This is a genomic window from Psychroflexus planctonicus, from assembly GCF_014640195.1.
GTDB classification, from domain to species: Bacteria; Bacteroidota; Bacteroidia; order Flavobacteriales; family Flavobacteriaceae; genus Psychroflexus; species Psychroflexus planctonicus.
On the sequence record NZ_BMGM01000007.1, the window covers coordinates 41766 to 67275 of the forward strand.

At 33.0% G+C, this 25510-nt stretch carries 26 protein-coding genes; 10 read left to right on the plus strand and 16 right to left on the minus strand.

All coding sequences use genetic code 11. From position 1 onward, the window contains the following. Positions 1–220: 220 nt before the first annotated feature. Positions 221–1312, plus strand: a complete 1092-nt coding sequence (locus tag IEV72_RS08635) for a diphosphomevalonate decarboxylase (RefSeq protein ID WP_188458698.1) — start codon at positions 221–223, stop codon at positions 1310–1312. Between the two features lie 32 nt (positions 1313–1344). Here IEV72_RS08635 and IEV72_RS08640 read toward each other — a convergent pair whose 3' ends face one another. Beyond that, positions 1345–2196 (minus strand): mechanosensitive ion channel family protein, encoded by an 852-nt coding sequence (locus IEV72_RS08640; protein WP_188458699.1) that lies wholly within the window; start codon positions 2194–2196, stop codon positions 1345–1347. Between the two features lie 145 nt (positions 2197–2341). On the opposite strand from IEV72_RS08640, the gene IEV72_RS08645 reads away from it, so the two are divergent. Further along, positions 2342–3004, plus strand: a complete 663-nt coding sequence (locus IEV72_RS08645; protein WP_188458700.1) for a ferredoxin reductase domain-containing protein — start codon at positions 2342–2344, stop codon at positions 3002–3004. An 8-nt stretch (positions 3005–3012) separates the two neighbouring features. Here IEV72_RS08645 and IEV72_RS08650 read toward each other — a convergent pair whose 3' ends face one another. The 6 genes from IEV72_RS08650 to IEV72_RS08675 all read right to left on the minus strand — a co-directional run bounded on the left by IEV72_RS08650 (position 3013) and on the right by IEV72_RS08675 (position 9193). Continuing rightward, entirely contained in the window at positions 3013–3444 is a 432-nt protein-coding gene (locus IEV72_RS08650; protein WP_188458701.1) for a hypothetical protein, read from the minus strand. Between the two features lie 264 nt (positions 3445–3708). Continuing rightward, complete coding sequence (locus tag IEV72_RS08655) at positions 3709–5766, minus strand: alpha-ketoacid dehydrogenase subunit alpha/beta (RefSeq protein WP_188458702.1); 2058 nt, start codon at positions 5764–5766, stop codon at positions 3709–3711. Positions 5767–5810: 44 nt separating this feature from the next. Further along, a complete protein-coding gene (locus IEV72_RS08660; RefSeq protein WP_188458703.1) occupies positions 5811–6188 on the minus strand; it encodes a GxxExxY protein in 378 nt (125 codons plus the stop codon). A 118-nt stretch (positions 6189–6306) separates the two neighbouring features. Next, the gene (locus tag IEV72_RS08665) at positions 6307–7632 is read right to left on the minus strand and encodes a dihydrolipoamide acetyltransferase family protein (RefSeq protein WP_188458704.1); all 1326 of its coding nucleotides are present in this window, start codon (positions 7630–7632) and stop codon (positions 6307–6309) included. 109 nt (positions 7633–7741) lie between these two features. After that, a complete protein-coding gene (locus IEV72_RS08670; RefSeq protein WP_188458705.1) occupies positions 7742–8347 on the minus strand; it encodes an acyltransferase in 606 nt (201 codons plus the stop codon). 93 nt (positions 8348–8440) lie between these two features. Continuing rightward, entirely contained in the window at positions 8441–9193 is a 753-nt protein-coding gene (locus IEV72_RS08675; protein ID WP_188458706.1) for an enoyl-CoA hydratase/isomerase family protein, read from the minus strand. Positions 9194–9352: 159 nt separating this feature from the next. On the opposite strand from IEV72_RS08675, the gene IEV72_RS08680 reads away from it, so the two are divergent. From IEV72_RS08680 to IEV72_RS08695, 4 genes are all read left to right on the plus strand, one after another. Next, a complete protein-coding gene (locus IEV72_RS08680) occupies positions 9353–11077 on the plus strand; it encodes an energy transducer TonB (RefSeq protein ID WP_188458707.1) in 1725 nt (574 codons plus the stop codon). A gap of 104 nt (positions 11078–11181) precedes the next feature. Further along, complete coding sequence (locus IEV72_RS08685) at positions 11182–11544, plus strand: BlaI/MecI/CopY family transcriptional regulator (RefSeq protein ID WP_188458708.1); 363 nt, start codon at positions 11182–11184, stop codon at positions 11542–11544. Beyond that, positions 11544–13124, plus strand: a complete 1581-nt coding sequence (locus tag IEV72_RS08690) for a M56 family metallopeptidase (protein WP_188458709.1) — start codon at positions 11544–11546, stop codon at positions 13122–13124. The genes IEV72_RS08685 and IEV72_RS08690 overlap by 1 nt, the downstream gene beginning before the upstream one ends. A 111-nt stretch (positions 13125–13235) precedes the next feature. Beyond that, on the plus strand, positions 13236–14387 hold the full coding sequence (locus tag IEV72_RS08695) for a tetratricopeptide repeat protein (RefSeq protein WP_188458710.1): 1152 nt from the start codon (positions 13236–13238) through the stop codon (positions 14385–14387). Between the two features lie 12 nt (positions 14388–14399). Here the strand turns inward: IEV72_RS08695 and IEV72_RS08700 are convergent, their stop codons facing one another. Next, positions 14400–14912: a hypothetical protein gene (locus tag IEV72_RS08700; RefSeq protein WP_188458711.1), complete on the minus strand. Its 513-nt coding sequence runs from the start codon at positions 14910–14912 to the stop codon at positions 14400–14402. A 629-nt stretch (positions 14913–15541) separates the two neighbouring features. On the opposite strand from IEV72_RS08700, the gene IEV72_RS08705 reads away from it, so the two are divergent. Further along, the gene (locus tag IEV72_RS08705) at positions 15542–16009 is read left to right on the plus strand and encodes a hypothetical protein (RefSeq protein WP_188458712.1); all 468 of its coding nucleotides are present in this window, start codon (positions 15542–15544) and stop codon (positions 16007–16009) included. Here the strand turns inward: IEV72_RS08705 and IEV72_RS08710 are convergent. The 3 genes from IEV72_RS08710 to IEV72_RS08720 all read right to left on the minus strand — a co-directional run bounded on the left by IEV72_RS08710 (position 15993) and on the right by IEV72_RS08720 (position 18912). Further along, the gene (locus tag IEV72_RS08710; protein WP_188458713.1) at positions 15993–16859 is read right to left on the minus strand and encodes a hypothetical protein; all 867 of its coding nucleotides are present in this window, start codon (positions 16857–16859) and stop codon (positions 15993–15995) included. The genes IEV72_RS08705 and IEV72_RS08710 overlap by 17 nt on opposite strands. Further along, on the minus strand, positions 16832–17878 hold the full coding sequence (locus IEV72_RS08715; RefSeq protein WP_188458714.1) for a glycosyltransferase: 1047 nt from the start codon (positions 17876–17878) through the stop codon (positions 16832–16834). Before IEV72_RS08715 ends, IEV72_RS08710 begins: the two co-directional genes overlap by 28 nt. Before the next feature lie 65 nt (positions 17879–17943). Beyond that, positions 17944–18912 carry a lysylphosphatidylglycerol synthase domain-containing protein gene (locus IEV72_RS08720; protein ID WP_188458715.1) on the minus strand — a complete coding sequence of 323 codons (969 nt, stop codon included), beginning with the start codon at positions 18910–18912 and terminating at the stop codon, positions 17944–17946. 26 nt (positions 18913–18938) lie between these two features. Between IEV72_RS08720 and ruvC the strand changes: the two genes are divergently transcribed. Next, a complete protein-coding gene (gene ruvC / locus IEV72_RS08725) occupies positions 18939–19490 on the plus strand; it encodes a crossover junction endodeoxyribonuclease RuvC (RefSeq protein WP_188458716.1) in 552 nt (183 codons plus the stop codon). A gap of 38 nt (positions 19491–19528) precedes the next feature. Here ruvC and IEV72_RS08730 read toward each other — a convergent pair whose 3' ends face one another. From IEV72_RS08730 to radC, 4 genes are read right to left on the minus strand one after another with little or no spacing between them, the layout of a single operon-like run. Beyond that, positions 19529–20308, minus strand: coding sequence for a hypothetical protein (locus tag IEV72_RS08730; protein ID WP_188458717.1), 780 nt, complete (start codon positions 20306–20308; stop codon positions 19529–19531). Further along, entirely contained in the window at positions 20308–20982 is a 675-nt protein-coding gene (locus IEV72_RS08735) for a YjjG family noncanonical pyrimidine nucleotidase (RefSeq protein WP_188458718.1), read from the minus strand. Before IEV72_RS08735 ends, IEV72_RS08730 begins: the two co-directional genes overlap by 1 nt. Continuing rightward, the gene (locus IEV72_RS08740) at positions 20969–22258 is read right to left on the minus strand and encodes a DUF7033 domain-containing protein (protein ID WP_188458719.1); all 1290 of its coding nucleotides are present in this window, start codon (positions 22256–22258) and stop codon (positions 20969–20971) included. Before IEV72_RS08740 ends, IEV72_RS08735 begins: the two co-directional genes overlap by 14 nt. 53 nt (positions 22259–22311) lie before the next feature. Further along, complete coding sequence (gene radC, locus IEV72_RS08745; protein WP_188458720.1) at positions 22312–23010, minus strand: RadC family protein; 699 nt, start codon at positions 23008–23010, stop codon at positions 22312–22314. A gap of 53 nt (positions 23011–23063) precedes the next feature. Between radC and IEV72_RS08750 the strand changes: the two genes are divergently transcribed. Beyond that, a complete protein-coding gene (locus IEV72_RS08750; RefSeq protein ID WP_188458721.1) occupies positions 23064–23666 on the plus strand; it encodes an FMN-binding negative transcriptional regulator in 603 nt (200 codons plus the stop codon). Positions 23667–23712: 46 nt separating this feature from the next. Continuing rightward, positions 23713–24453 carry a hypothetical protein gene (locus IEV72_RS08755; protein ID WP_188458722.1) on the plus strand — a complete coding sequence of 247 codons (741 nt, stop codon included), beginning with the start codon at positions 23713–23715 and terminating at the stop codon, positions 24451–24453. A 1-nt stretch (position 24454) separates the two neighbouring features. Here the strand turns inward: IEV72_RS08755 and IEV72_RS08760 are convergent, their stop codons facing one another. Next, on the minus strand, positions 24455–25456 hold the full coding sequence (locus IEV72_RS08760; protein WP_188458723.1) for a metal-dependent hydrolase: 1002 nt from the start codon (positions 25454–25456) through the stop codon (positions 24455–24457). Positions 25457–25510: the final 54 nt, after the last annotated feature.

The window sequence follows — 25510 nt, forward strand, 5'->3', positions numbered from 1 at the left end:
CTTAGAAAGGCTTAAAATAGAAATTTATTTTACATGCACAAAGTCAATTTTTGAATCAATTCTACTTCAAATTCAAATCTTGATTTTCGATTAGAATTATTCGTGCATTTGTAAAAAGAAAAAACCTTGGTTTTAAAAAACAAAAATGAAGTTGTAAATAGTTTAGAAAAATGCTTTTAAGTAGTAAATTCGTGTTTATAATATTTGAAGCAAAAACCAGATGGATTTCGAACAATTTAAGTTTCCAAGAACAAGTCAACTGCCCCAAAAAATAGCCTTCCAATCTACTTCGCCAAGTAATATTGCTTTGGTGAAATACTGGGGAAAAGCAGATATTCAAATTCCTAAAAATACATCGATTAGTTTTACGCTTTCCAATTGCTATACTTCTACTTTACTAAAATTGGAAGCCAAAACCAAAACCGAAGAAAAAACAACAATTGAAGTAGAATTAGATGGTGTGAGCACGCCGAGTTTTCATCCTAAGATTGAAAAATTTCTAAAATTAATTGAAACCTACTGTCCGTATGTAAAGCATTATCATTTTGCCATACAAACTAAAAACACCTTTCCACATTCTAGTGGAATTGCATCTTCAGCTAGTGGCATGAGTGCTTTAGCGATGTGCATAATGCAGTTAGAGAAAAAAATAGATCCCGCTATTTCTGATGAATTTATGCTGAAAAAAGCTTCGTTTTTAGCTCGATTAGGTTCGGGCAGCGCAAGCCGAAGCATTGAAGGCAAACTCATGCTTTGGGGTAAACACGAGCAGTTAAACCAAAGTTCAGATTTGTATGCCGTTGCGCTTAACAAAGACATTCATCCTATTTTTCAAGACTACCAAGACAGCATTTTGTTGGTAGACAAAGGTCAGAAAAAAGTGAGCAGCAGCTTAGGACACAGTTTAATGAATGGTCACCCTTTTGCCGAAAAACGTTTTGAACAAGCGCAAGAAAATTGCAGTGAGTTACTTGAGATTTTAAAGTCAGGAAATATAGAAGCTTTTATGACTTTAGTAGAATCTGAAGCCTTGACCTTGCATGCCATGATGATGAGCAGCCTACCTTATTTTATGTTGATGACGCCCAACACCCTTGCTGTACTCAATGCCATTTGGGAATTTAGAAAAACTACCAAAATCCCCGTGTGCTTTACCTTAGACGCAGGTGCTAACGTTCATTTGCTGTATCCTAAAAAGCATCAACAAGATGTACACAATCTTATTGATGAATCGCTTAAAATGTATTGCGAAAACCAACAGGTAATTCATGATGAAGTGGGTAATGGTGCGGAAATAATTCAAATAAAATAGAAAAATTTTTATTTAGTATCTCTTGGTTAGGTTCATTCCTTTTTAGATAAATCAGTAGATTTATAATCTCCACCTTGGAACACTACTCTTCGAGGGATATGAATTTCTATTCCGTTTTCGTCTAATGCTTTTTTAACGGCTTCTAATTGTTCCCAGTAGGTTGGCCAATACTCAGTTGATTTAACCCAACTTCGGGCGGTAACTTGCAATTCAGATTCACCTATTTGGTCAAGCCAAACATCAGGTTCTGGTGTTTTTTCAACAATAGAATGATTTTTCATCGCTTCTAAAATAATTGGACGGATGGTCTCCATTTTGGTAGCTAAAGCAAATTTAAACGTTAAATCTACTCTTCTCAAATTATTCATGGTTCGGTTGTCTACATCGCTGTTGGCAACATTTCCATTCGGCATGGTGATGACTCTTCCATCAAACGTTTCAATTCTGGTGTACAAAATGTCTATTTTAATTACAAAACCAAGATTATTATTTACGTGAATTAAATCGCCTACTTGAAAAGGTTTAAAAACCAAAATAAGCACACCGCCAGCAAAATTAGCCAAGCTGCCTTGTAATGCCAAACCTACCGCAATACCTGCCGCACCAAAAATGGCTAAAAAAGATGTTGCCTTCACTCCTAAAATAGATCCTATAAGTGTAAAAAGCAACCCGTACAACAGAAAAACAGATAAACTTTCTACAAAAGTCTTGAGCGATAATTCTACTTTAGATTTTTTTAAAGTAGCTTTTAAAACCCGCATGACTAACTTAATTACAAAAATGCCTACAACAAAAGCAACAATTGAGTAAATAAGCTTAGGACCTATTTGAAAAAGACTTTCCTTTAAAAAGTTTTTGAGTGTTTCAATAAAAGAAGTATCCATATTCTAAAATAATTTTTGAGAAGGTAATTATTAAAACTCATATTAAGAAAGTTTATCGGAATAGATTTCGTTTGTTAAATAATCGGTGTAAATTTCTTAATCTCAATTGATAAAACACTTATCTTATTTAACTTTAAAATAAAAAATGAACACCTTACAAATTAAAGACATTGAGAAAATTACGCATAACGTTTTACGAATTAGAACCAATAAGCCATCAGGTCTAGATTTTAAACCCGGTCAAGCAACTGAGCTTTTTATCAACAAAGAAGGTTGGAAGGAAGAAGGTAGACCTTTTACTTTTACAAGTCTTCCAGCTAATTCTAACCTAGAATTTGTAATTAAAACCTACCCAGACCATAATGGAGTTACTGAAAAATTACTTGATTTAAAAGTAGGAGATGAGTTTCTCCAGAATGAAGTTTTTGGTAATATTTACTTTAGGGGTGAAGGAACTTTTATTGCGGGTGGCGCTGGTTTAACTCCACTCATTGCCATTTTAAAAGATCGAAACCAAAATGGAAAAAATGAAGACAACAAACTCATTTTTGCCAATAAAACAAAAGCTGATATAATTATGGAAGATGAGCTCAATGAAATGCTCGGTAAAGGTTTTATTAATATTCTTTCGGAAGAAGATACAGATGAATATGCTCATGGTCACATAGACAAAGATTTTCTAAAAAATCACATTCTTAATTTGCAACAAAAATTTTACATCTGTGGTCCAGAACCAATGATTGAAAGTGTTGTAAAGAATTTAAAGGACATTGGTGTGGATGATGAAAACATTATTGTTGAAGAGTAAATTCAATTTTATTTATAATAGGTCAACTCTCTAATGTCTTCATAGAAAGCGCTTGTTCGTTCAACCAATAAATTGACTAGCTTTTGTACATCTTCAGGATTGATATGTTGAATATTTATTAGATGAACTTTAGCATTTTCTGTAATAAGCAATTGATCTACTTGATGTTCTATTTTAGTAATGCCATCAAATTTTAAGTTGATTTGCGATGATGTATTAATACGAATACTGATTCGATTAGAATTGTATTGCACATAAGCTTTATACCAAAAATTTCGTGTAATCAAACTTACCGATAATACAGTTGAAAAAATATAAAATAGATGGGCATATTCACTTTCCCTAAACAGAATAAATGAAGCAATAAGTAAAACTGAAACACTCAATACAGGTATATAATACCATTTGGAGTAAAGGTTATCGAAATGAATGTTTTTCATAAATAACAATTAAATTCAAACTTATTACTTGTTGTGTAATTACACAAATAATTCATTGTTTCCTGATGTATTCGTTAGTTGCTGATATTTAAAATTGTTTGTTTGATATTTCGAAACACTAAATTGAATATTTATGCTAAAAAATACAATTAGAAACATTAAAAGAGATTTAATAAAACAAGAAATTAAATCGGAAATCATATTATCCCATTGCTATAAAAGGCAAGCTCGACCCTGATTTTTTTAAATCAAGGTTAAGTTCAACTAATACGCTAACAATTCCTGAATTTTCACTTTTACTTTTTCGGTACTCGGAATCATGGTTTCTTCTAAAACTGAATTCAACGGAATGGCAGGCATATTTTCGGAACCGATAGTCATTACCGGCGCATCTAAATGCTGAAAACATTGTTCTTGAATTTTTCCACTTAAAGCACGAGCAAAGGAATTATCGGAAGGTTCTTCGGTAACTACCAAACACTTCTTGCATTTCTTCACCGATTTCATGATGGTTTCTTCATCTAAAGGATGTAGTGTACGTAAATCTACAATTTCAATTTTATCTTGTAATCCGAGTTCCTGCGAAGCATTCATCGCCCAATGCACACCCATTCCGTAAGTAATTATACTAAGTGTTTCGTGCTCATCTTGCGGCCAAATTTCTTGTAAAACCCAAGCTTTGCCAAATGGCAAAATGTAATCTTCTGCGGGTTCAATACTCGTTGCACCTTTGGTTCCCGGCACTTTGCTCCAATATAAACCTTTATGTTCGAAAATAACTACTGGATTAGGGTCGTGATACGCTGCTTTTAGCAAACCTTTTAAATCGGCTCCATTACTTGGGTAAGCGATTTTGAGTCCGCGAATGTTGGTCACTACACTTTCTACAGAAGATGAATGATAGGGTCCACCACTTCCGTAGGCGCCAATTGGCACCCGTAAAATCATAGAAACAGGCCATTTTCCGTTAGATAAATAGCAACTTCGGCTTACTTCGGTAAACAATTGATTGAGTCCTGGCCAAATGTAATCGGCAAATTGTACCTCAACAATTGGCTTTAAACCAACCGCCGACATTCCTACAGTAGAACCCACAATAAAAGCTTCCTGAATGGGAGTGTTAAAAACCCGATGATCGCCAAATTTTTGTGCCAAAGTAGCCGCTTCGCGAAACACACCTCCTAATCTGCCACCCACATCTTGACCGTATAATAGACATTCTTTGTGTTTTTTCATCAATTCTTCGATAGCGAACAAAGCTGAATCGACCATCACTACTTTTTCTGCTCCTTTTGGTGAGCGTTCTCCTATTTCTTCGGTGATTGGCGTTGGCGCAAAATCGTGGGTAAATAAATCTTCTGGTGTTGGGTCTTCGGCAGCTAAAGCTTCTTGGTAATCTTTGGCTACTTCATCTTTTACTTCTGTTTCAATTTGATCTATTTCTTGTTGGTTGAAACCATTTTCTAGTAGCTTAGCTTTTAATTTTGGATACGGATCACGTTGACGAGACTCTTCCAAATCATCTCTATAAAATTCCATTCGCACACCTGAAGTATGGTGATTTAGCAATGGACATTTAGCGTGTACTAAAAATGGACGGCGTTCTTTTCTTACTGTTTCTAAAACTTTTTTGAATTCAGTATAAGATTCTTCAAAATCGGTTCCATCGATACTGATGGCTTCTAAACCGTGAAATCCTTTGGCATATTCAAATGCATCTTGTGCACGGGTTTCTTCAGCATTAGCCGAAATATCCCAGCCATTATCTTGTATCAGATAAATAATAGGCAATTGTTTCAGCGCGGCCATTTGAAAAGCTTCAGCAATTTCACCTTCGGTTACGGATGCATCGCCTAATGAACAAACTACCACAGGTGCTTCACCTTGATTGTCAAAACCTGACTCCTGCTTTTCTTTGTATGAAAAACCTAAAGCAGCTCCCGTAGCAGGAATGGCTTGCATGCCGGTAGCGGAACTTTGATGTGGAATTTTGGGTTTATCATCATCGCGTAAACTGGGATGCGAATAATAAGTTCTACCGCCTGAAAATGGATCGTCTTTTTTGGCTAAAAGCTGCAACATTAAATCTTTGGGCTGCATACCGATGGCGAGCAAAATAGAATCGTCTCGGTAATACGGATAGACGTAATCTTGGGGTAAAAGTTGCATGCCTACAGCAGTTTGAATGACTTCATGGCCACGCGAAGTCGCGTGTACGTATTTGGAAACTACTTTGAAATTATCTTCGTAGAGTTCTGCCATGGCTTTTGCAGTGACTAGGTTTTTGAATGCTTTTTTTAGTAGGTTTTTGTCTAACTTCATATTTATATATTTTCTCGCAAAGACGCTAAGACGCCAAGGCTGTTCTATAAATTATTTACAATTCTTGTAATTCCATTTTTGATTAAAGGCTCATTGAAATTTATAAGTAAACCTAATTTTAGGTTGGTTAATTTCAAATAGGTTAAAACTTGTTTGGGGTGAACCATAGCAATATTTTCAACCGACTTTAATTCAATTAAAACTTTATTATTTACAATTAAATCTGCTCTAAAACCCAATTGCATTTTTAAATCATTCCAAATAACTGGAATTGATTTTTGACGCTCTACTTTTAAATTCAATTGTCTCAATTCATAATCCATAATTTCTTCGTAGACAGACTCCAAAAGCCCAGGACCTAATTCTGTATGAATTTGATAAGCAGTATTTACAATAATTTTTGAAAGTTCATTCTCATTCATAATTTTTTGCAATTTTAAAAGTCATTTTGCGTCTTAGCGACCCTGTCTATGGTGGTAGGCATTTTAGCGAGGGGTCTTAGCCCTATTAAACTTTGCGTCTTTGCGTCTTTGCGTGAAATTAATCAATTTGTTTTTCTTCCAAATAATCCGCAATACGTCTTAAAAAACTACCTGCTAAAAATCCATCTACAATTCTATGGTCGAAGGACAAAGACAAATACATCATTTGTCTTATTTCAATTTTGTCACCATCATCGTATTCCATAACTTCTGCACGTTTTTTTATAATCCCAGTTGCCAAAATAGCAGCTTCCGGTTGATTGATAATCGGTGTGCCCATCAAACTACCAAAAGTCCCAACATTAGAAATGGTAAACGTACTGCCTTTGGTTTCATCGCTAGTAAGCTTATTATCTCTTGCTTTTGCTACCAATGCATTTACATTTTTAGCTAAAGTTTCCAAGTCTTTTTGATCAGTGTTTCTTACCACAGGAACAATAAGATTTCCGCTAGGTAAAGCCGTTGCCATCCCAATATGAATTTCATCTTTTACAATAATTTCATCTCCATCTAAAGACGAATTGATTTTTGGAAAGTCCTGAATAGCTTTTGTTACGGCTTGAATAAACAAGGGCGTAAACGTGAGTTTCTCGCCTGTTTTTTCCTGAAAAGAAGCTTTATTTTGGTTACGCCAATTTACCAAATTAGTTAAATCAGCTTCCACATAAGCCGTTACATGTGGCGAAGTATGTTTTGAAAACACCATGTGGTCTGCGATCATTTGACGCATGCGGTCCATCTTGATGCGCTCTCCTTGGCCTTTATCAAATTGCAAATCGGGTACTTGAAATCCAGCAGGAGTTTCAGCGACAGGCTGAGCAAATTGAGCTGGTCTTCCGTCTTCTATGTATTTAAAAATATCCGATTTCTGCAGTCGGTTGTTCGCACCACTTGCTGGAATTCGAGCTAATTCTTCATAGCTAATGTGATGTTCTTTTGCGATTTTTTCTACTAGTGGCGAATAAAAATCCCCTCTTTTATCTCCCCTAAGGGGAGAAACTTTTTTTGTTTTGGGTGATTTTGACTTCGTAGTAGCTGGATTAGTTTGTGTTTTAGGTTCAGATGAAGACTGTTCCTTTTTTAACTCGGTAGGTTTAGCTTGTTTTTCCGAAGCGTCAATTTCTTCTAAAACAGCAATTACTTCACCTATTTTTACAATGTCTTGAGCATCATATTTGGTTTCAATTAACTTTCCTGAAAAAGGGGCTGGAACTTCATTGTCTACTTTATCTGTTCCTACTTCAACTAAAATATCGCCTTCATTAAAGTTTTCTCCTTCATTTACAATCCAATTTAAAATTGTTCCTTCTGTAATGCTTTCTCCCATTTTGGGGAGTTTGAAATCAACTTTATTTGAAATTTCGGTTTTATCTGAATTACTCATACTTTACTTTTTCATGCTTGTACGGAAACCTACCTTCCGGCATAGGCAGGGGCGCAAAGCTGTTTTTATTTTTCATTTCTTCTTACTCTTAACTCAATCTACAAAACTTTCACTCATCATCTTCTCGCATAAAATTATTTAACGTCTTATAGAAATCTTCTTGCTTTGGTCGGTTTTTAGGAATTTCCCTAAGCGGTTCGACTTCTTCTAAACTTTCATGACAATCGGCTGGCAAATGCTGATATAATTTTGTTCCAGCGGTTTTCCAAGCTATCATTTCATCTGAAACTTGCTTAATTATTTTAGCTGGATTTCCCACTACCAAACTCCTATTCGGAATTTTAGTTTCAGCTTTAACAAAAGCCATAGCACCAACAACGCATTCGTTTCCAATTTCAGCATCGTCCATAATTACAGCGTTCATTCCTATCAAGCAATTTTCACCTAAATTGGCTCCGTGAATAATAGCTCCATGCCCAACATGCGCTCCTTTTTTAAGCACAATGGACTTCCCCGGGAACATATGAACTGTACAATTTTCCTGTACGTTAACTCCATCTTCTAAAATAATTTCACCCCAATCGCCACGTATCGCAGCGCCAGGTCCAATATAACAATCTTTACCGATAATTACATTTCCAGTGACAGCAGCTTGTGGATGCACAAAGCTCGATTCGTGAATTACTGGTATGTGGTTTTTGAATTTGTAGATCATAAGCCCCAAATCCCCAAAGGGGACTTTTTTAGTTATTAATTATGCCACACTTCAATTCCCTTCCTTTGGGAGTGTTAGGGTGGGCTTTCTATTCTATTTGAACCTCTTCAACTTCTCTTTTGTAAAAGTACTCAATACCAATTTACCGCTTATTTTTGCGCGTTCAATAAGTAGTTTGTCCCAATCTTCTGTTCCACGCCAGAACATTTGTTTCATGTGTTTTACCGCTTCGGGGTTATACTGACATAAATTTTCTGCCATTTCCGCTACGGCTTCGTCGAGTTCTTCTGTAGTTTCAAAAACCTTGGTAAACAAGCCTTTTTGTAATGCCCATTCTGGTGAGTAAAACGAATTGGCATCAATAGCAATTTGCGACATTCCGCTTACGCCTAATTTTCGTTCAACTGCAGGTCCAACTACAAACGGACCAATGCCAATGTTTAATTCACTCAACTTAATAGCTGCATATTGGGTTGCCATGCAATAATCCATTGCTGAAGCTAAACCAACTCCACCACCAACGGTTTTACCTTGTACCCGACCAATGATAAATTTTGGACACTTACGCATAGCATTGATTACATTGGCAAAACCACTGAAAAATTTTTCTCCTGTTTGTTCGTCTTCAATAGCAATGAGTTCTTTAAAACTAGCTCCTGCACAAAAAGTTCGATCGCCACCAGATTTTAAAACAATAACTAGCACTTCATTATTTTCGCCCATTTGGGTAATGGTATCTGCTAATTTTGCTAAAATGTTACTAGGCAATGAATTGTGTGCCGGATGAAAAAATTCGATAGTAGCTATTTGGTGTTGAATATCGTGTTTTACGTAAGCTTCAGACATAATTTATAGTTTAAATTCTAAATCGTTTTCGAGTGTTTCAAAACTAACAATTGTTAGGCGTATGTACAAAACTTTAGGATTTTAAAATGATGAGTTATAAAGTCATATTTTTAGAAATTTTTATGTTTGTGTGCTGTAACTAAAAATAGTTTTTCCATTATGAGTAAAAACATCCTTTTATTATTCAGTTTCATTTTGCTTTTATATAGCGGAACTCATGCACAGAAAATTGAATCTGTTCAAAAAACACACGAAAAGTATGTGAAAATAGGTGAAACGCTTTTTAGTGATTCAGATGAAGAATTTAAAATGTTAGTAGATGTCTTGATTGAAGACTTAAAAGAAAAAGTAAATAGAAATGAATTTTATAAAACCAAAGCATTTTTAAATGTTCTTGCTAAAAGAGAATTATCTAGTAAATATGCCAGCTTATTTAATCAATACAATGTTTCGTACACTACCTATTTACAGCATTTAAAAAAAGGATTTGTTGAAAATGTAACTGAAATTTCTCCTGAAGAAGAAAAGATATACCAGAATTATTTAGCTGAAGCGGAAGCTTTTTTTGAAAAGCAAAAAACTAATCAAATTATAAATAAAGACTTAAGACTAGATCGGGATAAAAATGAGATTTTATCTAGAGAAAGCTTCTATAAACTTAAGGCTTACGCAAAAGTTGCTGCTCGATACGACTTCTTAGATTATATTAGAGAAGATCTTCTAAATCTAAAGTCAGACTACGATTATTATCTTGATAGAATGATTAGTACAGGCATGCTAAACGCTAGTAGTAATGAAAAAAAGTTAACAAAAGAAAATTATCATTTTGTTAAGTCTCCAGTTTATGAAGGTTGTGATCCTAACTTACCTAATCAAAGCTTAGAATATTGTACTCGTTCTAAAATCAAAGCTTTTTTTGACAAAAATTTTGATATGGAGCAGGCTCAAAAAATAATGAATACTGAAACAATTCAGTTTTTTGTTCATTTTGATATTGATAAACAAGGGAACATTAAAAATATACAAGGCTACACACCAAATAAAAAACTAGATGTATTAGCAAAAGAAGCCTTGGAAAAATTACCTAAGCTAAAACCAGCAAAAAGTGAAGGAAAAGCTGTTGAGTACAATTACGTAATGCCATTTGGATTTGATACCAATGCTGCTAAAAACCAAAGATTAAAGATGCAAGAACGTAGAGCACCAATTTATCCTGGCTGCGATGAAAAAATGAGTAACAATCTTCTAAGGGATTGCATGAACGAAAAGGTTTCTTCATTTCTCAACAAAAGTTCACTTAGCGAAGCAGCTAAAAAAGTTTTAGATGAAGGCATGTACAAAGCTTATGTTAAATTTAAAGTTACAAAAGAAGGTTATGTTGAAGTTTTCAAAATAAACACAGACCAACCTAAATTAATTCCACTTGTTGAAGAAATGATTGCTGGATTACCAAAAATGAAACCTGCTTTATTAAAAGGAAAATCAGTTGCAGTATTTTACACCATTCCTTTAAATATAAAAATCGGCAATTCTAGCTCAACTAAAAATTTTAAAGCTCCCATTTACCCGGGATGTGATATGGATATGAGCAATTATGAGCTTAAACACTGTATGCAAGAGAAAATTCAATATTTCTTTCAAAAGCAAATTAAAAAGGCCAATTTTTCAGAAAAAATTGACACCGGAAACTATAATGTGCTAGTGAACTTCCAAATTGATGCTACAGGAAAAGTTTCAGATATCAATGCCGATGGACTTTTTACTTCATTGAATAATGAAGTGGAATCAATTTTAAAAAAATTGCCTCCTATTTTTCCAGCAAAAGAAGAAGGCTTGGCAGTAAAGAGCGAACATCGTATTTCTTTTAGCATTGAAATTGACTAATAAAAGTTAATTAAGCTTTCTTAAATAGAGCAATTTAGATTTTTTCAACTAAAAAAATAGTTTAAACTAAATATTTAGTTATATTTGAAAAATAAATTTATCCAATGAAAGAATTGACCAAGGCAGAAGAAGAAGTAATGCAATATGTATGGAAGCTAAAAGAAGCTAAAGTAGCCGATATTATTGAACACATGCCAAATCCGAAACCAGCATATAACACGGTTTCTACCTTAATTCGGATTTTGGAACAAAAAGGATTTGTAGGTTACCAAAAACAAGGCCGTGGACATATATATTTCCCAAAAGTAGAACAAGCGCAATACAAAGACGCAAGCATGAAAAAGCTAATCAATAACTATTTTGAAGGTTCATTTTCTTCGATGGTTTCCTTTTTTATGAAAAAAAATGACTTGCGTTTATCAGATTTGGAACAGATTATGAAGGACTTGAATAAAAACGAAAAATAATGCCGATTTTAATTCAAATACTATTTTATCAAGGCTTGTTTTTACTGGTTTACCAGCTGATAAAAAAAGAGCCCTTTTTTCAACTGAATCGGTTTTATTTGCTATTCACTTTAATCGCTTCATTTGCCTTGCCTTTTGTGGAGTGGAATTGGTTTCAGTTTAATTTAGAACAAGAAACTTTTCAAAAACTAAACGCCATCAATTTACCAGAAGTAGTTATTGGAAACGATGCCGCTTCAACTACAAAAAACACACAACAACACACATCAATTCAATATATGGCTATTTTGGAAAATCTATACTTTTTAGGTTTTTCAATTGCAGTTAGTCTATTATACATTAAAGTTGAAGGACTTATTCAGCTAATTCAAGAAAACAATTCATTACCCAAACCAAATTGTAAACTTGTTTATTTAAAAGGCGAACACGAAGCGTTTAGCTTTTACAATTATGTATTTATAGGTGAAGAAATTTGCCCAAAGCAACAAATTACCATTTTAGCACACGAACAACAACACGTAAAATTGAAACACAGTTTAGACAATAGCTTTGTAGCTGCATTGCGCGTATTCATGTGGTTTAACCCACTACTCTATTACTATCAAAAAGAATTGCAATTGTTACATGAGTACCAAGCCGATGCTAAGGTGTGCGAACAACACAATCCGAAAACCTATGCATGGCAGTTGCTCAATTCTGCATTTAAAACCAAAAACATGAGCTTAATGAGTTCATTTTATCATTCATCATTCATTAAAAACCGAATAACTATGTTACAAAAAAGAAACAAAAACAGCCAAAGCATTTTTAAATATGCCATTGTTACACCTATTTTATTGATGGCTTTCAGCTTCAATTTAGTAGCGCAAAGTAGCTTACCCAAAGACGAACAAGTGCTTTTAGAGAAGTATAAAAAAGAAATTGCTGAACTGGTTGAGCAAGGAGACATGTCTGTTTATTACGATTATGTAATAAATGTTGAAAAAGACGAAAACAATATGCTTACCAAAGATGCATTTTACAGAATGAAGGCTTTCGGCATTTTGGCTAATGAAAAAGGGATGAAGCCAACAAAAAAATTGGATAAGGCTTTATTAACAGAAGATTATTCTGCTTACACCAAAAGAATGAATAAGCGGAAAGAGATTGTTGTTATGGGAAGTGCAAAAAAAGAAAATAAAAAAATCGAATATAATTCTGACGTGCCTTTCGCATCTGTAGATCGTGTTCCCATTTATCCGGGTTGTGATGAAAGCTTAAACAATAATGAATTAAGAAAATGCATGTCTGAAAAGATTCAACAGCACGTCAACTCCAATTTTAAGACTTCAGTGGCATCAAAACTAGGAATAGAAGGACAAACTAGAATTTACGTACGATTTGCCATAGCAAAAGATGGAAATATTGCCGATGTTAACGCTCGTGCAGCGCATCCAGATTTATCAGATGAAGGTGAACGAGTTGTAAACAGCTTACCTAAAATGAAACCGGGTATACATAACAAAGAAGCGGTAAATGTAATTTATACTTTACCCATAACACTTATGGTACCAGAGAAAGAAGAAACGGAAGGAAAATGATTTTTCGATTTCAGATTGTTGATTTAAGATTCTTTGTAATTTAAATGAACTTGATCTGTATAGTTAGATATGTTTCTGTTGGAATACAAAATTGAAACTAATGAATGTACTATGAAAAACTTCTTATCCTTTTTGTTGATTTTGCTTCTTGTAAACCTAAGCGTTGCGCAAACCAAAGCCTTAGATTCTTTGATGATTACTGGTGAATTTGCTAAGCTAATTGAAATGGCAGATGCTTCAATTGAAAGCCAAAGCAAGAAAGAAGCTTTTTTAGTAGCTAAAGCCTATATTGGTTTAGGAAATGCTAAAAAAGCAAGTGAAGTCTATCAACAAAATCTAGAAGATGGCGACGACTTGCGACATTTCTATTCTTATGGAAAAGTCCTTCTTCAACAAAATCAGGCAAAATTAGCCGATTCCATTTTCTCCTATTTACACGAAAAGAATCCTAATAATGCTGAGTTTTTGTATCGTTCGGCTTTAGCCAAACAAAAATTAGACAGTGAAGACTTCAAAAAAACCTTGTATCAAGCTTACGATTTACAGCAAAATCATTTGCTAGTAGCTTACGAATTAGCCAAAGAAGAGCTCAAGCAGAAAAATTATGCAATTGCCAATCGTATTGCTACACAAGCTTTATGGAACAATCCTGAAAACACAAGCTTACTTTCCATAAAAGGTCAAGCTTTGTATGCGCGAGGCAAGTGGGAAGAATGCGTTTCAACTTTTAATCAGCTGAAAAAAGTAAGCGATGTTCCACTTTTTGTAGAATTACGATTGGCCAAAGCGCATGTAAAATTAGGCAATTACCCCGATGCGCTTAAGCATTACGAAAACTGCATTGCCAAAGACCCAACCGATTTTCAAATCTTAGAAGATGCTGCCGAAGTGGCTACTTTTTGCGAAGAAACCAAAAAAGCACAAATCTATATTTCGCAAGCTTTTGCATTAAAAGATGTAAGCCGGTCTCGGCAATATTATATTTTTGGAACTGTTTTTTTACAAAAAGAAGATTTTGAAAGAGCTATTGGATTATTTACACAATGTATTGAAGAAGATGCCAACCACGAAAAAGCCACTTATGCCTTAGCTAATGCAAAAGATCGATTTTATGCTGACCAACAAAAAATACTAGAAGCTTACGAATTATACCTTCAAAATTTTCCTGATGGGAATTATGCAGATTTGGCTAATTATAGAGTAAAAGAACTCCGAAAAGAGATTTTTTTAGCAGGAGAACGGCTAAAGGAAAAGAGAAAGTAATGTATGAAATGCTTACCTAAAAAACTTGATTTGGTAATGACTAAAAATACCTTTCATTACTTTTATGTTTAGTGGAAACTCTAATAAAACATGGCCTAAACTCATAAAAAACAATACTATTAAACCAAGTCTAAAATTATAAAGATACAAACCAATTGCAAAAAGCCAAATCAAAATAATCACTGAAATATTGGTTTTTGAAATGGACTTAGCCCAACCTATAATATTGATTTTAGCAAACCAATTTAAATAATGATATGTGTAAGCAAATGCTATAAAAGATTGAATTTTTAATCCAATTGCAGAATTATACACATCTATAGAAGGCTGATCACCAGCATTTAAATAACTTAAAAAAGTATTATTGAGTATGTTAAATCCACTATTTTTATAAAGCTCGACACCAGCAACTGAAGCTGCACGAAAAATGAAATCTGATGGTGCTTGAAAAATAAGCATAGGTATAGCAAGCATAGAAATTAGGGAAATTAATGCAATTGCATTAGGACTTTTTAAATAGCCCATCCACATAAACAAAAGCGTAAAAACAAATACATGAATTAAAGTGGGTAAAAACACAAATGTGGCCAAGTGAGCATGATAGTTGTTTTTAAGTATTATAAAAGTGAGTAGCAATGATGTAGCAAAAATAATGGCCACATGGTATTTATATTTAGAGAGCCGATCCTTTAGAAGTTCTGTACACAAAACAAACATAAAGCTGATTAGTATAAAATAAGTTACTATAGAAACTGCGCTTATTTGCTTAAATGAAATCTGCCAAATTTCAAAATAAGCATTGAGATACAAAAGACTAACAATAAGCGTTACAGCAATAATAAAGTAAATTGGAAAGTTGCTTTTGGAAAAATATTTTTTACCCTTAAGCCAATTAATTTCAGTTAAGTAATGAAGCGGTCCTAAAAACGCATACGAGAATAAAAATAGTTCGAACGGAAGGAATACTGCTAATACAAAAGATATTAGTATAAATAAAAGATTTAATAAGTCTGACCGATAAGCTAACATTAAACTAAAATAGCCTTTTTAAAAATATAATTGAATAGAATTGTAAAAAAAATCAAAAGCACAACAAAGGATTAAACACTTGTAGTAAAAATTAGTAAATCACTTTTTTTAGCTATTTTTGATGTATGAGATTAATACTGTGTGTACTTGCATTGTTCTGCATGATGTTAGCTTCATGTGAAAATAAAAATGTAAAAAAAATTGACAAGAATGATGTTTTCACAAACGAGCTAAACCAAATTTCTTTTGAAGAAGTAGACATTTATCCTAGCTTTTCTACTTGTAAAACCAGCGAAGATGCTAAGGCTACAAAGCAATGTTTTATTGAAACTTTACATCGACATTTCAACTTATTTTTTGAAAATTACCAAACTCAAAATGATAGCTTAAATTTAGCTATTCAGGTAGATAAGAAAGGAAAAATAAGGCTTATCGATGTGCAAAGTTCAAAAGGAAAAGTACCCCAAAGTTTAAAACTGAATTTAAACCAGTATTTAGAAACAAAATTGCCCCGAGTTTATCCGGCTCAAAAGCAAGGTATACCCGTAAAATGCAACTTTACTTTGCCAGTTGTTTTTACAAACGAAATTTAAAGCCAGCTCGAACATCTATCGGAAAGTCGCTTCTAGTAGATTCTCCTAACTTCACCAAGTTAGAATACCCAAGAGTTAAGTAACTGCCTTTAAAAATTCTTAGTGCCATTCCCGCACCAAGTCCTACTGGCGTATTTAAAGATGTTCCTGTTTGATTTACTGGTGTAGGTCCACCACTAGTTTGTTCTTCAAGAAAAGTCTCGTCATATCTGCCAAAGGTTATTAATTCTGCTTCTAGATAAAAGTGAAAATATTTACTATCTATAACTTTAAATCGATAACCGATCATTAGCTCTGTCAAGTCAAGTTCAAACTCTTCACTTGGAAAACTTTTTCTAACTTGAGCTAAAATAGAATTACGCTTAAAATCTGTTTCACTATACACTTCCAATTCAATTCCTGCAAAAGGAATTAATTCATCTTGGTCATTTTCATAACTAATAAAGTTACTTTGGCCACCCCAAACACCTAGTCTAATACTAACATCAGACTGGCTTCCCATCTCGTCTTCGCCTCCGTAATTGTACTTTAAGATAACGCGAGATAGTTCTCTTCTATTAAAGCCTAATTTGCGAGTGTTTAAATCAACATCCGATGTAAATTCGTCTATTTTCTGTTTGTAATTTTCGGGAGTTAACTCAACCACTTGATCTTCTTTTTTCAAGAAAAATCGATAATCCCTTGTAGAACGTTCAGTAAGCAAGGTCAATTTTCCTTCTTCTTCTACATAAAGCATGAGCTCTTCTCCATTTACGGTATACTGTTCTTGTGCAAAACTAGATAAGCTAAACAGTAAAAACAGAATGAAGAAAGCCGCATTTTTCATGATTGATATTCTCTTTGCTTCCATTTGATTCTTGAATTTGTTAAGTAGCTAAAAAACATTGCAATTCCAAAAGGATAAAACAGATTTGCTATCATAAAATCTGTAAAACAAAAAGGAAGTTTTGCTTTTTTAGCTAATTCAAAAGTAAGAAAAAAATCAATCGTAAGTTTTACAATCAGCAATACTATTAAATTAATGATATGAGAAATATCAAAAATAGACCAGATAAGTAGTCCTAAAAGTGAAAAATTAGTTGTTAAAAGTAATAATCCCATGGCTTTTTGCAAGATAGAAGAAGTATGTCTTGTTTTATAAAACCACCGTTTTCTTTGCTGTACAAAAGGTGTTAATTCTGAAATGGCTTTTGTTAAAACCAAATTATCTTGGTGAATTAAGAAATCTATTTTCAAATGGGCAGCAACAAACTTTTGAAGCAACAAAACATCATCTCCACTAGGCTGTTTTTCATTTCCTTGAAAGCCATTCACTTTTAAAAAAGCAGCTTTCTGATAACAAAAATTGGCACCATTACATAAAATTGGCTTGTTTAAGTTGGCGAATGCAAAGCCAACTGCCTGCAAGGCCATTAAATCGTAATATTGAAATCGAGTTAAAAAAGTTTTGGTGTGCGTAACTCCAACACTCCCAATAATTGCAGCTGCATTGGTTTGCTGTATTTTTTTACTATAGGTGTACAACCAATTTTCAGGCACAAAACAATCTGCATCGGTTGTAATAATGTAATTGAACTGAGCAGCATCAATTCCTACTTGTAAAGCAGCTTTTTTACCGGTTTGTTTTTGGTTTAAATAAAGTAATTGAACATGCGCATTTGCATCTACAAATGCCTGTATCCTTTCTACTGAAGCATCGGTAGAATGATCGTTAATTAAAATAATTTCAAATTGACTTGTTGGATATTGAATTGATTTTAAACTCTGTACAAAGTTAGACAAGTTGTTTTCTTCATTTCTAAAAGCAACAATGATACTAAAGTTTATAGCTGAATGTGTAGATGATGTTTCTTCACTTTTAATACTCATTAAGCTGAAAAGCAGAACGGAAAGCGTTAACAAGTAAATTAAGAATATGAAACCTATAAACCACATTAGCTAATGCGAATTTGCTGCTGAGTAGAAGGCTGTATCATTTTTAATTGAAGCAATAAAACATTACCAACAATGGCTGGAAATGCAAAATTAACCAACCACATAATGGAAGAGATCACTACAATTATATAGCTTGAAACATCAAGCATGTTAAACAAATAAATACCAATTCCAGCTTTTAGTGCCGTATCTAAAATAAAAATACTAGGTAAAATTGAAGCAACTAAGTACAAGACAAAAATAAAAGGCATGGCTTGAGCATAATCAATATTCCAACCTAAAGCCCAACCTATAATAAAGTATTGATGACTAAAGAGCAGATAACGCAGCAACGAAAATGCAAAAACTTGTCCTTTTTTCTTGGTTGTTAGTTTCAAATTGGTTTGAATGGCTGTAAAGGTTTTTTTAAAAAAATACTTCAATAGAAAGTACATCAAAACCAAGCTGAATATAACCCAAAAAACCAAATGAAATTGGAGTTTTTGCAAAAAGTCGAAAAATATTTCATTAAGCAACAAAAAGCCCATTATTCCAAAGAGTACAGTAACAGCCATCTGCGCCATATTATTTAAAAAATTTAGGCCTAAAATTCGTTGGTGCTTTTCAGATGTAAAGAAAAGGATTTTTGCACCAAAATCTCCAATTCTATTCGGTGTAAAAACAGCTACAGCATGAGCAATTAAACTTTGAATAGATGCCGTTTTCAGTGAAATTGGGCAGACTTCAGAAACTAAGATTTTCCATTTTAAAATTTCGAAAAACCAATTGAGTAGGCTTAAAAAAAGCAAGATGAAAACCATCCCAAAAATCAACCACAATGAAAAATTTGATGTACTTTCGAAAGCGGTAATAAAGTTAGCTTGCTCTTCTTTTATTTTACTAAAAATATACCCACAACTCCATACTGCTAATAAAATTTTTATCAGTAGTATGAAGTTTTGCTTAGTTTTGTTTTTAGTTTTAAACATATACAAATAAACAAATATTTAATCAGTTGGGTGTAGAAAAAATTATTTTAGGAATTGATCCAGGAACTACCATTATGGGGTTTGGTATTATAAGAATAGTAAACAAAAAAATGGAGTTTGTACAATTGAATGAATTGATGCTTAAAAAATACAAGGATCCTTACACTAAATTAAAATTAATTTTTGAACGCACCATTGAGTTAATCGATGTGCATCATCCGGATGAAATTGCAATTGAAGCTCCTTTTTTTGGTAAAAATGTGCAATCTATGCTTAAACTTGGTCGTGCTCAAGGCGTGGCTATGGCGGCAGGACTTTCGCGGCAAGTTCCTATTACAGAATACTTACCCAAAAAAATAAAAATGGCCATTACTGGAAATGGTAATGCTAGCAAAGAACAAGTAGCTAAAATGTTACAACAGATGTTGGGTTTAAAGGAATTGCCCAAAAACTTAGATTCTACCGATGGTCTTGCTGCTGCGGTTTGTCATTTTTATAATGCTGGAAAACCTAGTGCAGAAAAAAATTATACTGGATGGGATGCTTTTGTAAAGCAAAACGAAAAACGTGTTAAATAATTAATTCTCTTAAAAATCCAACTTGAGTAAATTGAAGTTTATTCAGCTTTTTTAATCCGTTCAAACTGCATCTTTTGGGTGGTTTTAGATGTAATTTCTCTATATTCCAATTCCATATCTCCGTTTTCTTTTATAGTTATAACACCATCAATTTCATCTGAATTATAGATGTAAGAATCATTGGTAATTGGGGTTAGTTTTGCTAAAATATCGTAAGCATTAAAATGATAAACATGCAGTTTGTCTCCTACTGGAAAAAAATACTGTTTTTCTCCATTAACCAGGTATAAATCGCTTTGTTCTCTCACTTCTTGTTTACGCAATTCTTTGCGCTCTTCTTTGGTTAAGGACTTTTTTTCTGTTGCCATGGTCTCTCCAAGATTTGGTTTTAAGCTATAATTTGCACTTTCTATCTTTCTAAATGCATCTCTAATAGCAGCTTGATGAGCGTCTTTAAAATCCTTATCGTAAGAAGTACCATCACAAGAAAATACTATTTTATTTTTACAATCGTAAATGTTTATGGTTACGGTGGTTTCAATTTTTCCAAGGCTATGTTCTAGATTAACTCGTAATCCTTTACAAGGCTGATCTTGAAATTCAAATGGCAATAGCTCTTTATCCATAAAAGCATTAAATCCATCTTCTCGGAACAAATGCCTTAATAATGAATTTAATTGGTCTTCATTTTCGTTTTCTTGAAAATCAAATTGCAAAGGAATTATAATGTGGTTATAAGCTTCAAAAACTGTGTTTTGAGCGTTTACATTCAAACCAAAAAAAAGAAGTAATGCTATGGCCAAGCGTTTTTTAAACATTATAAGTAATTTTTTAGTTCTAAAAGTTGTTCAACTCTTTTGCCTGTAAATGTAGTGTTGTTTCCGAAATAAATAGCATCCATTCCAACATCTAATGCTCCGTAAATATCGGCTTCTAGATTATCGCCAATCATTACGCTTTCTTCAGCTGTTGCTTCTGCTTTCTGTAAAGCGTGTAAAAAAACTTTAGGATGTGGTTTTTTAAGCATCACATCTTCAGAAGTAGTTGTAGTTAAAAAATAATTGGAAATACCGGAATTATACATCTTTTTAGATTGCACTTCTTGAAAACCATTTGTTATAATGTGTAATTTATATTTTGGCTTTAAGTAATTTAATAGGTCTAAGCTTCCTTCAAAAAGATGTTTTTGTTCGCCAAGTTTTAAGATATATAAATCTGCAATTTCGTTTATTAACTCATCTGCTGCTGCAAATTTTACACTGTTAAAAGCTTCTTTTAAGCGTTGATAACGGAGCTCTTCTTTAGTAATTTTGTCTAACCTATACATTTTCCAATATTTCAAATTTATAGGAACGTATTTTTCTAAAAATTCATCTACAGAAAAAGGCAGTTTATGTTTTTGAAAAATAGACTGGAAACTGAGTGCAGAATTCTTTTCAAAATCCCATAAAGTGTGGTCTAAATCGAAAAAAACATGTTTAATCTTTTGCATTAATTTGAGTTATAAGTTTGTATATTTTTTCAGCTCGGTTTTCAACAAAATCTGTATTTTCAAAAATAAGATTTAAACTTCCGTTTACACTAGAAACATCTTTTTTAATCTGTTGAAGTTGCGTTGCAATTTCATTTTCAGAAGTTGTGCTAAAAATTTCACTATTTAGCACATAAGGTGTAATTCGCAAAGGTGTGGTTTCTTCTGTATTTAAGTTATAAAATAGAAAAGGCGTACAAGTTCCTGCTCTAAAGCCCAGTTTTTGCGCGTAACCCATTGAGAAATCTTCTTTAATAAACGCTTTTTCAAAATTAATATAGGATTCTGGAAAAGACAAAGGAAACTTTTTAACCAATACCGATGTTAAATCCTGTTTTGCTATTTCTTTCCACCGGTTTTTCTCTTTTTTAAATGTATTAGTTTCTTTAATGGCTTGCTCTCCTGGAAGTAATCCAGTTACAAAATAATCTCCCATAGATTTTATTAGGCGTTGATAATGAGATTTATGATGATTAATATTTCGATTTACTTTAGAGAAATCACTTAACTGAAAAAACATTTTCATCTTTATGTTTTCCTGTTTAGCAAATTCAACTAAATTGTCATACACATTGAATGGGTCTTTAATTAACCGAAGTTGTGTTTTAATCCTGAGCCAAGCTTTATGAAAATCTCCTAAAATAAGTTGATTGAGAAAACCGATAATTTGCCTCAACAAACCTTTGTACCTAAATGCAAAAGCTTCGTGTACCGCTATAAAAATTCCTAAATTGTATTTTCGTTTTGGAAATCGAACCGTATCATACTTTTCTTTTAAAACTTCTAAAAATTGAAATGCCCATAAATCTACAACGGGTCTATTTAAAAAATTTTCTTCAAAAGCAGTGCTTTCTTCAACTGGAAAACCACCCGCTTGATCTTTTACAAAAGGCAAGTATTCTTCATAGCGAGTTAATAAATAAAAAGAAGCAGAAAAAATATCAAATGGAATACTGCTTTCTTTGGAAACTCTAAAAAAACAAGGTGTTTCATCCCAATTGTCTACTTTAATATCAAAATCGCCAAAGCCTTCTTCATCAAGCAAACCATAAGCTTCAACAAATAATTCTTGTCCTAATGGTTTTTTTGCATAAGAAAATTTAATGCCTTGGTAAGCTATAAATTCTTCAATTTTAGTGGTAAACCCAACTTGTAAACCTAAAATACGGTTACAAATTTGTTTAAAACAAAATTGTTTTCTTGCGCTAAGTTGGTTTGTAAAAACTAAGATTTCCATTAAGATATATAGAATTTCGAGCTAAAGTAAGCATTTCGGTTAGAAGAAATACACTATAAAATAGCTTCGTCTGCAAAACTATAATAACTCTTTTCAGTAATTATTAAATGATCTAATAATTTTAGGTCTAAAGTAAGCGATCCTTCTTTTATTTGTTTTGTTAATTTAATATCAGATGCACTCGGATTTAAATTTCCTGATGGATGGTTATGAGCTAAAATTAAACTCACACAACCAAAAGCCAAAGCGTTTTTAAACAACAAACGCAAGTCTACTAAAGTGCCGGTAATACCGCCTTTGCTTAAGGCAAATTTATGTATTATTTTATTGGAATTATTGAGCAGCAATACCCAAAATTCTTCGTGTGGCAAATCTCCAATTAAAGGCTGCATAACTTCAAAAACAGTGGCACTAGACTTTATTTTAGGACGTTGCAGCGCTTCTTCGCCACGTCTTCTTCTTCCTAACTCTAAAGCAGCAACTATACTAATGGCTTTAGCTTCGCCAATTCCTTTATATTGCATTAATTGCTTTACATCTAACTTTGCTAATTGATTAATCTTGTGTTCGTTGTCTTTTAAAATGCGTTTACATAAACTCACTGCACTTTCATTCCTACTTCCAGAACCAATTAAAATGGCAAGCAATTCGGCATCGCTTAAATTTTCTTTCCCTTTTAGTAAAAGTTTTTCTCTAGGACGGTCGCTTTCAGACCAGTTTTTTATCGAAAAATATTCAGATGAAGCTGACATTGATTAAGTTTTGTTAAATATAAAAAAATGTACTTTTGTAGCAAAATTTGAATTTGAAGTATCCTGCCAATCATTTTATTGAAAAAAACAAAGAAGCTTTAAAAGGGTTAATTGAAGCATTTCCTTTGGCAACTTTAATCAGCACTTATCAAGACCAAATACACACTTCTTACCTACCGTTTATTTGGGATGCAAACGGATTTTTAATTGGCCATTTGGATGCAAATAATCCACAAGTGGCATTGTTAAAAGATGGGAAAAAAGTTAGCTTGATTTTTAACGGACCCGAAGCTTATATTTCGCCAGCTCACTTTATTACTAATGAGTTACCAACTTATAATTATTGCAAAGTTGAAATAAACGGAATAATTAGACCTATTGCTGATGAAGATTTAAAACAAGCCATCATCAAGCTTACTTCTCATTTAGAAGGCAAACAAGCAGCTTACCAACTTACGGAAAATGAAAAACGTTTACATAGCTTAATCAATTACATCTACGGTTTTAAAATTGAAATTGAGCAGCTTCAAGGAAGGTTTAAAATGAGCCAAGACAAAAGTAAACTTCACCAAAAAAAGGCTGTAAATTTAATGTGTGAAATTGATAAACACCATACGGAAGTTTTTTTAGATGTCTACAAAAAACAGATTCAATAAAATAGCGGAATAATTTGTTAACTTTGTTGCTTTAACTAAACAGCTTATGAAAATTTTACTGAATCAAAATTGGCTTTACTTATTTTTTATATTCTGCATACACATCAGCTTCGCACAGCCAAACGATGCAAATGAAAATTTAACAGAAATAAGCGTAAATACAGAAAGTGAAATTAAACTAGACGGAAGCAAAGTTGAAATGGACAGTTTAGCTTCAAAAATCAATTCGAAATTAAAAAATTACCAAAAAGAAGATTTAGCACTACAAACTGCAGACATTGTTGTAAGTAGCAATACAACAGAGCAATTTATTGAAGCTATTAAAAAAGAAGTTCAAAAAACCCCTATTCAATTTACCAATGTACAGCGAAGTATTGTTGCTAATTTTAGTGAATCTGGTCCTGTAACGGACGAAATGATTGAACAATACAATATTTTAATTGAAGGCTGGAACCAACTGGAAGAAGAAGAACGTTACTACCGAAAAATAGAATTAAATTACGTAGAAAACATACATCAACGTATGACTTTCCAACAACAAATTAATGCAAAAAAGCTCCCAGGATATTTGTATTTTGTAAAAGAACCCAATGTAAAGGAAGACATTTCAATTCAAGACTTAGAAAGATGGCGTTTTGATGATGCATACGAAGTGTATATCAACAAAGCACAAATAGAAAAAGGAATTTTAAGAGCAAAAAATACAGATAGCTTTAAAGGCTATTACATCTTGCGTTATTTAGTAAACGAAGAGCCTTTTTACGAAGTTTATTTGTTTACCAAGTAAGCTAATTACCTAATATTCGTTTCCACAAATCGGCTAATAACTTTTTGGCATCACCAGGTGTTTTTGGCTTTTCTGTAATTTTCAGATTAGTTTCATCTTGCTTAAAGAGTCTGTAAGCAAACACAAAATTTGTTTCGTCTGCTGCTGGACTTAATAAACCAAAACGCAAATCGTTTAACACAACGTAATTATTTTCATCTAAAGAAATGGTATACCAATCTTTCGCAATTTTTTTCAAGCGTTCAATTTCAGGATGATCTATAAATTCTCCTAAAATCACTTCATTTCTAGGAAAGCTTCTAAAGTGAATTGGTTTTGAATCAAAAAAAGAATAATCTGCAAGTAAAAACTCATCTTCTAACTTCACATTCGCATTCCATAAAATAGTATTGAAAGCACCTGGTCGTGTTTGAATTTCTTGATAGGAAATGCCTTGTTTTTGCAAAGCAGATGTAAATTGATGATAAGCAACACCTTTCAATAAAACGCTAATAAGCAAGTAGCTAGAGCTAATTATCAAACCCATTTTATTCCACTTTCTTCTTTTTGTACTTGTTCTTGGCAAACGCATGGCTAGCAATAAAAACACAAGAAATGGCAATGTATATAAAGGGTCGATTACAAAAATACTTTTAAAAGCTAAATTAATTTTAAAGGGCCAAAAAAGTTGGGTGCCCCAAGTGGTAAAAGCATCTAAAATTGGGTGAGTTACTAAACCCCAAAAAAAGAGTTTTGTCCAGTCTTTCCAATTGACTTTCTGCTCAAATGTAGCTACCAATTTTCCTAATAACGGAGAAGCCAAAAGACTGAATAAAATAGAATGCGAAAACCCACGATGCCATTCTACAGCCGTAATTTCGTCTACAAAATAGCCAGCCAAAACATCTAAATCAGGAATAGTTCCAGCAATAGCGCCATATAAAACAGCTTTATTTCCCACTTTTTTACCTAGAACGGCTTCGCCAACAGCAGCGCCTAAAACTATTTGTGTTAATGAATCCATGACGGCAAAAATATAGCCTTATTAGATTTGTAGATTACATATTAACAGGAGTTT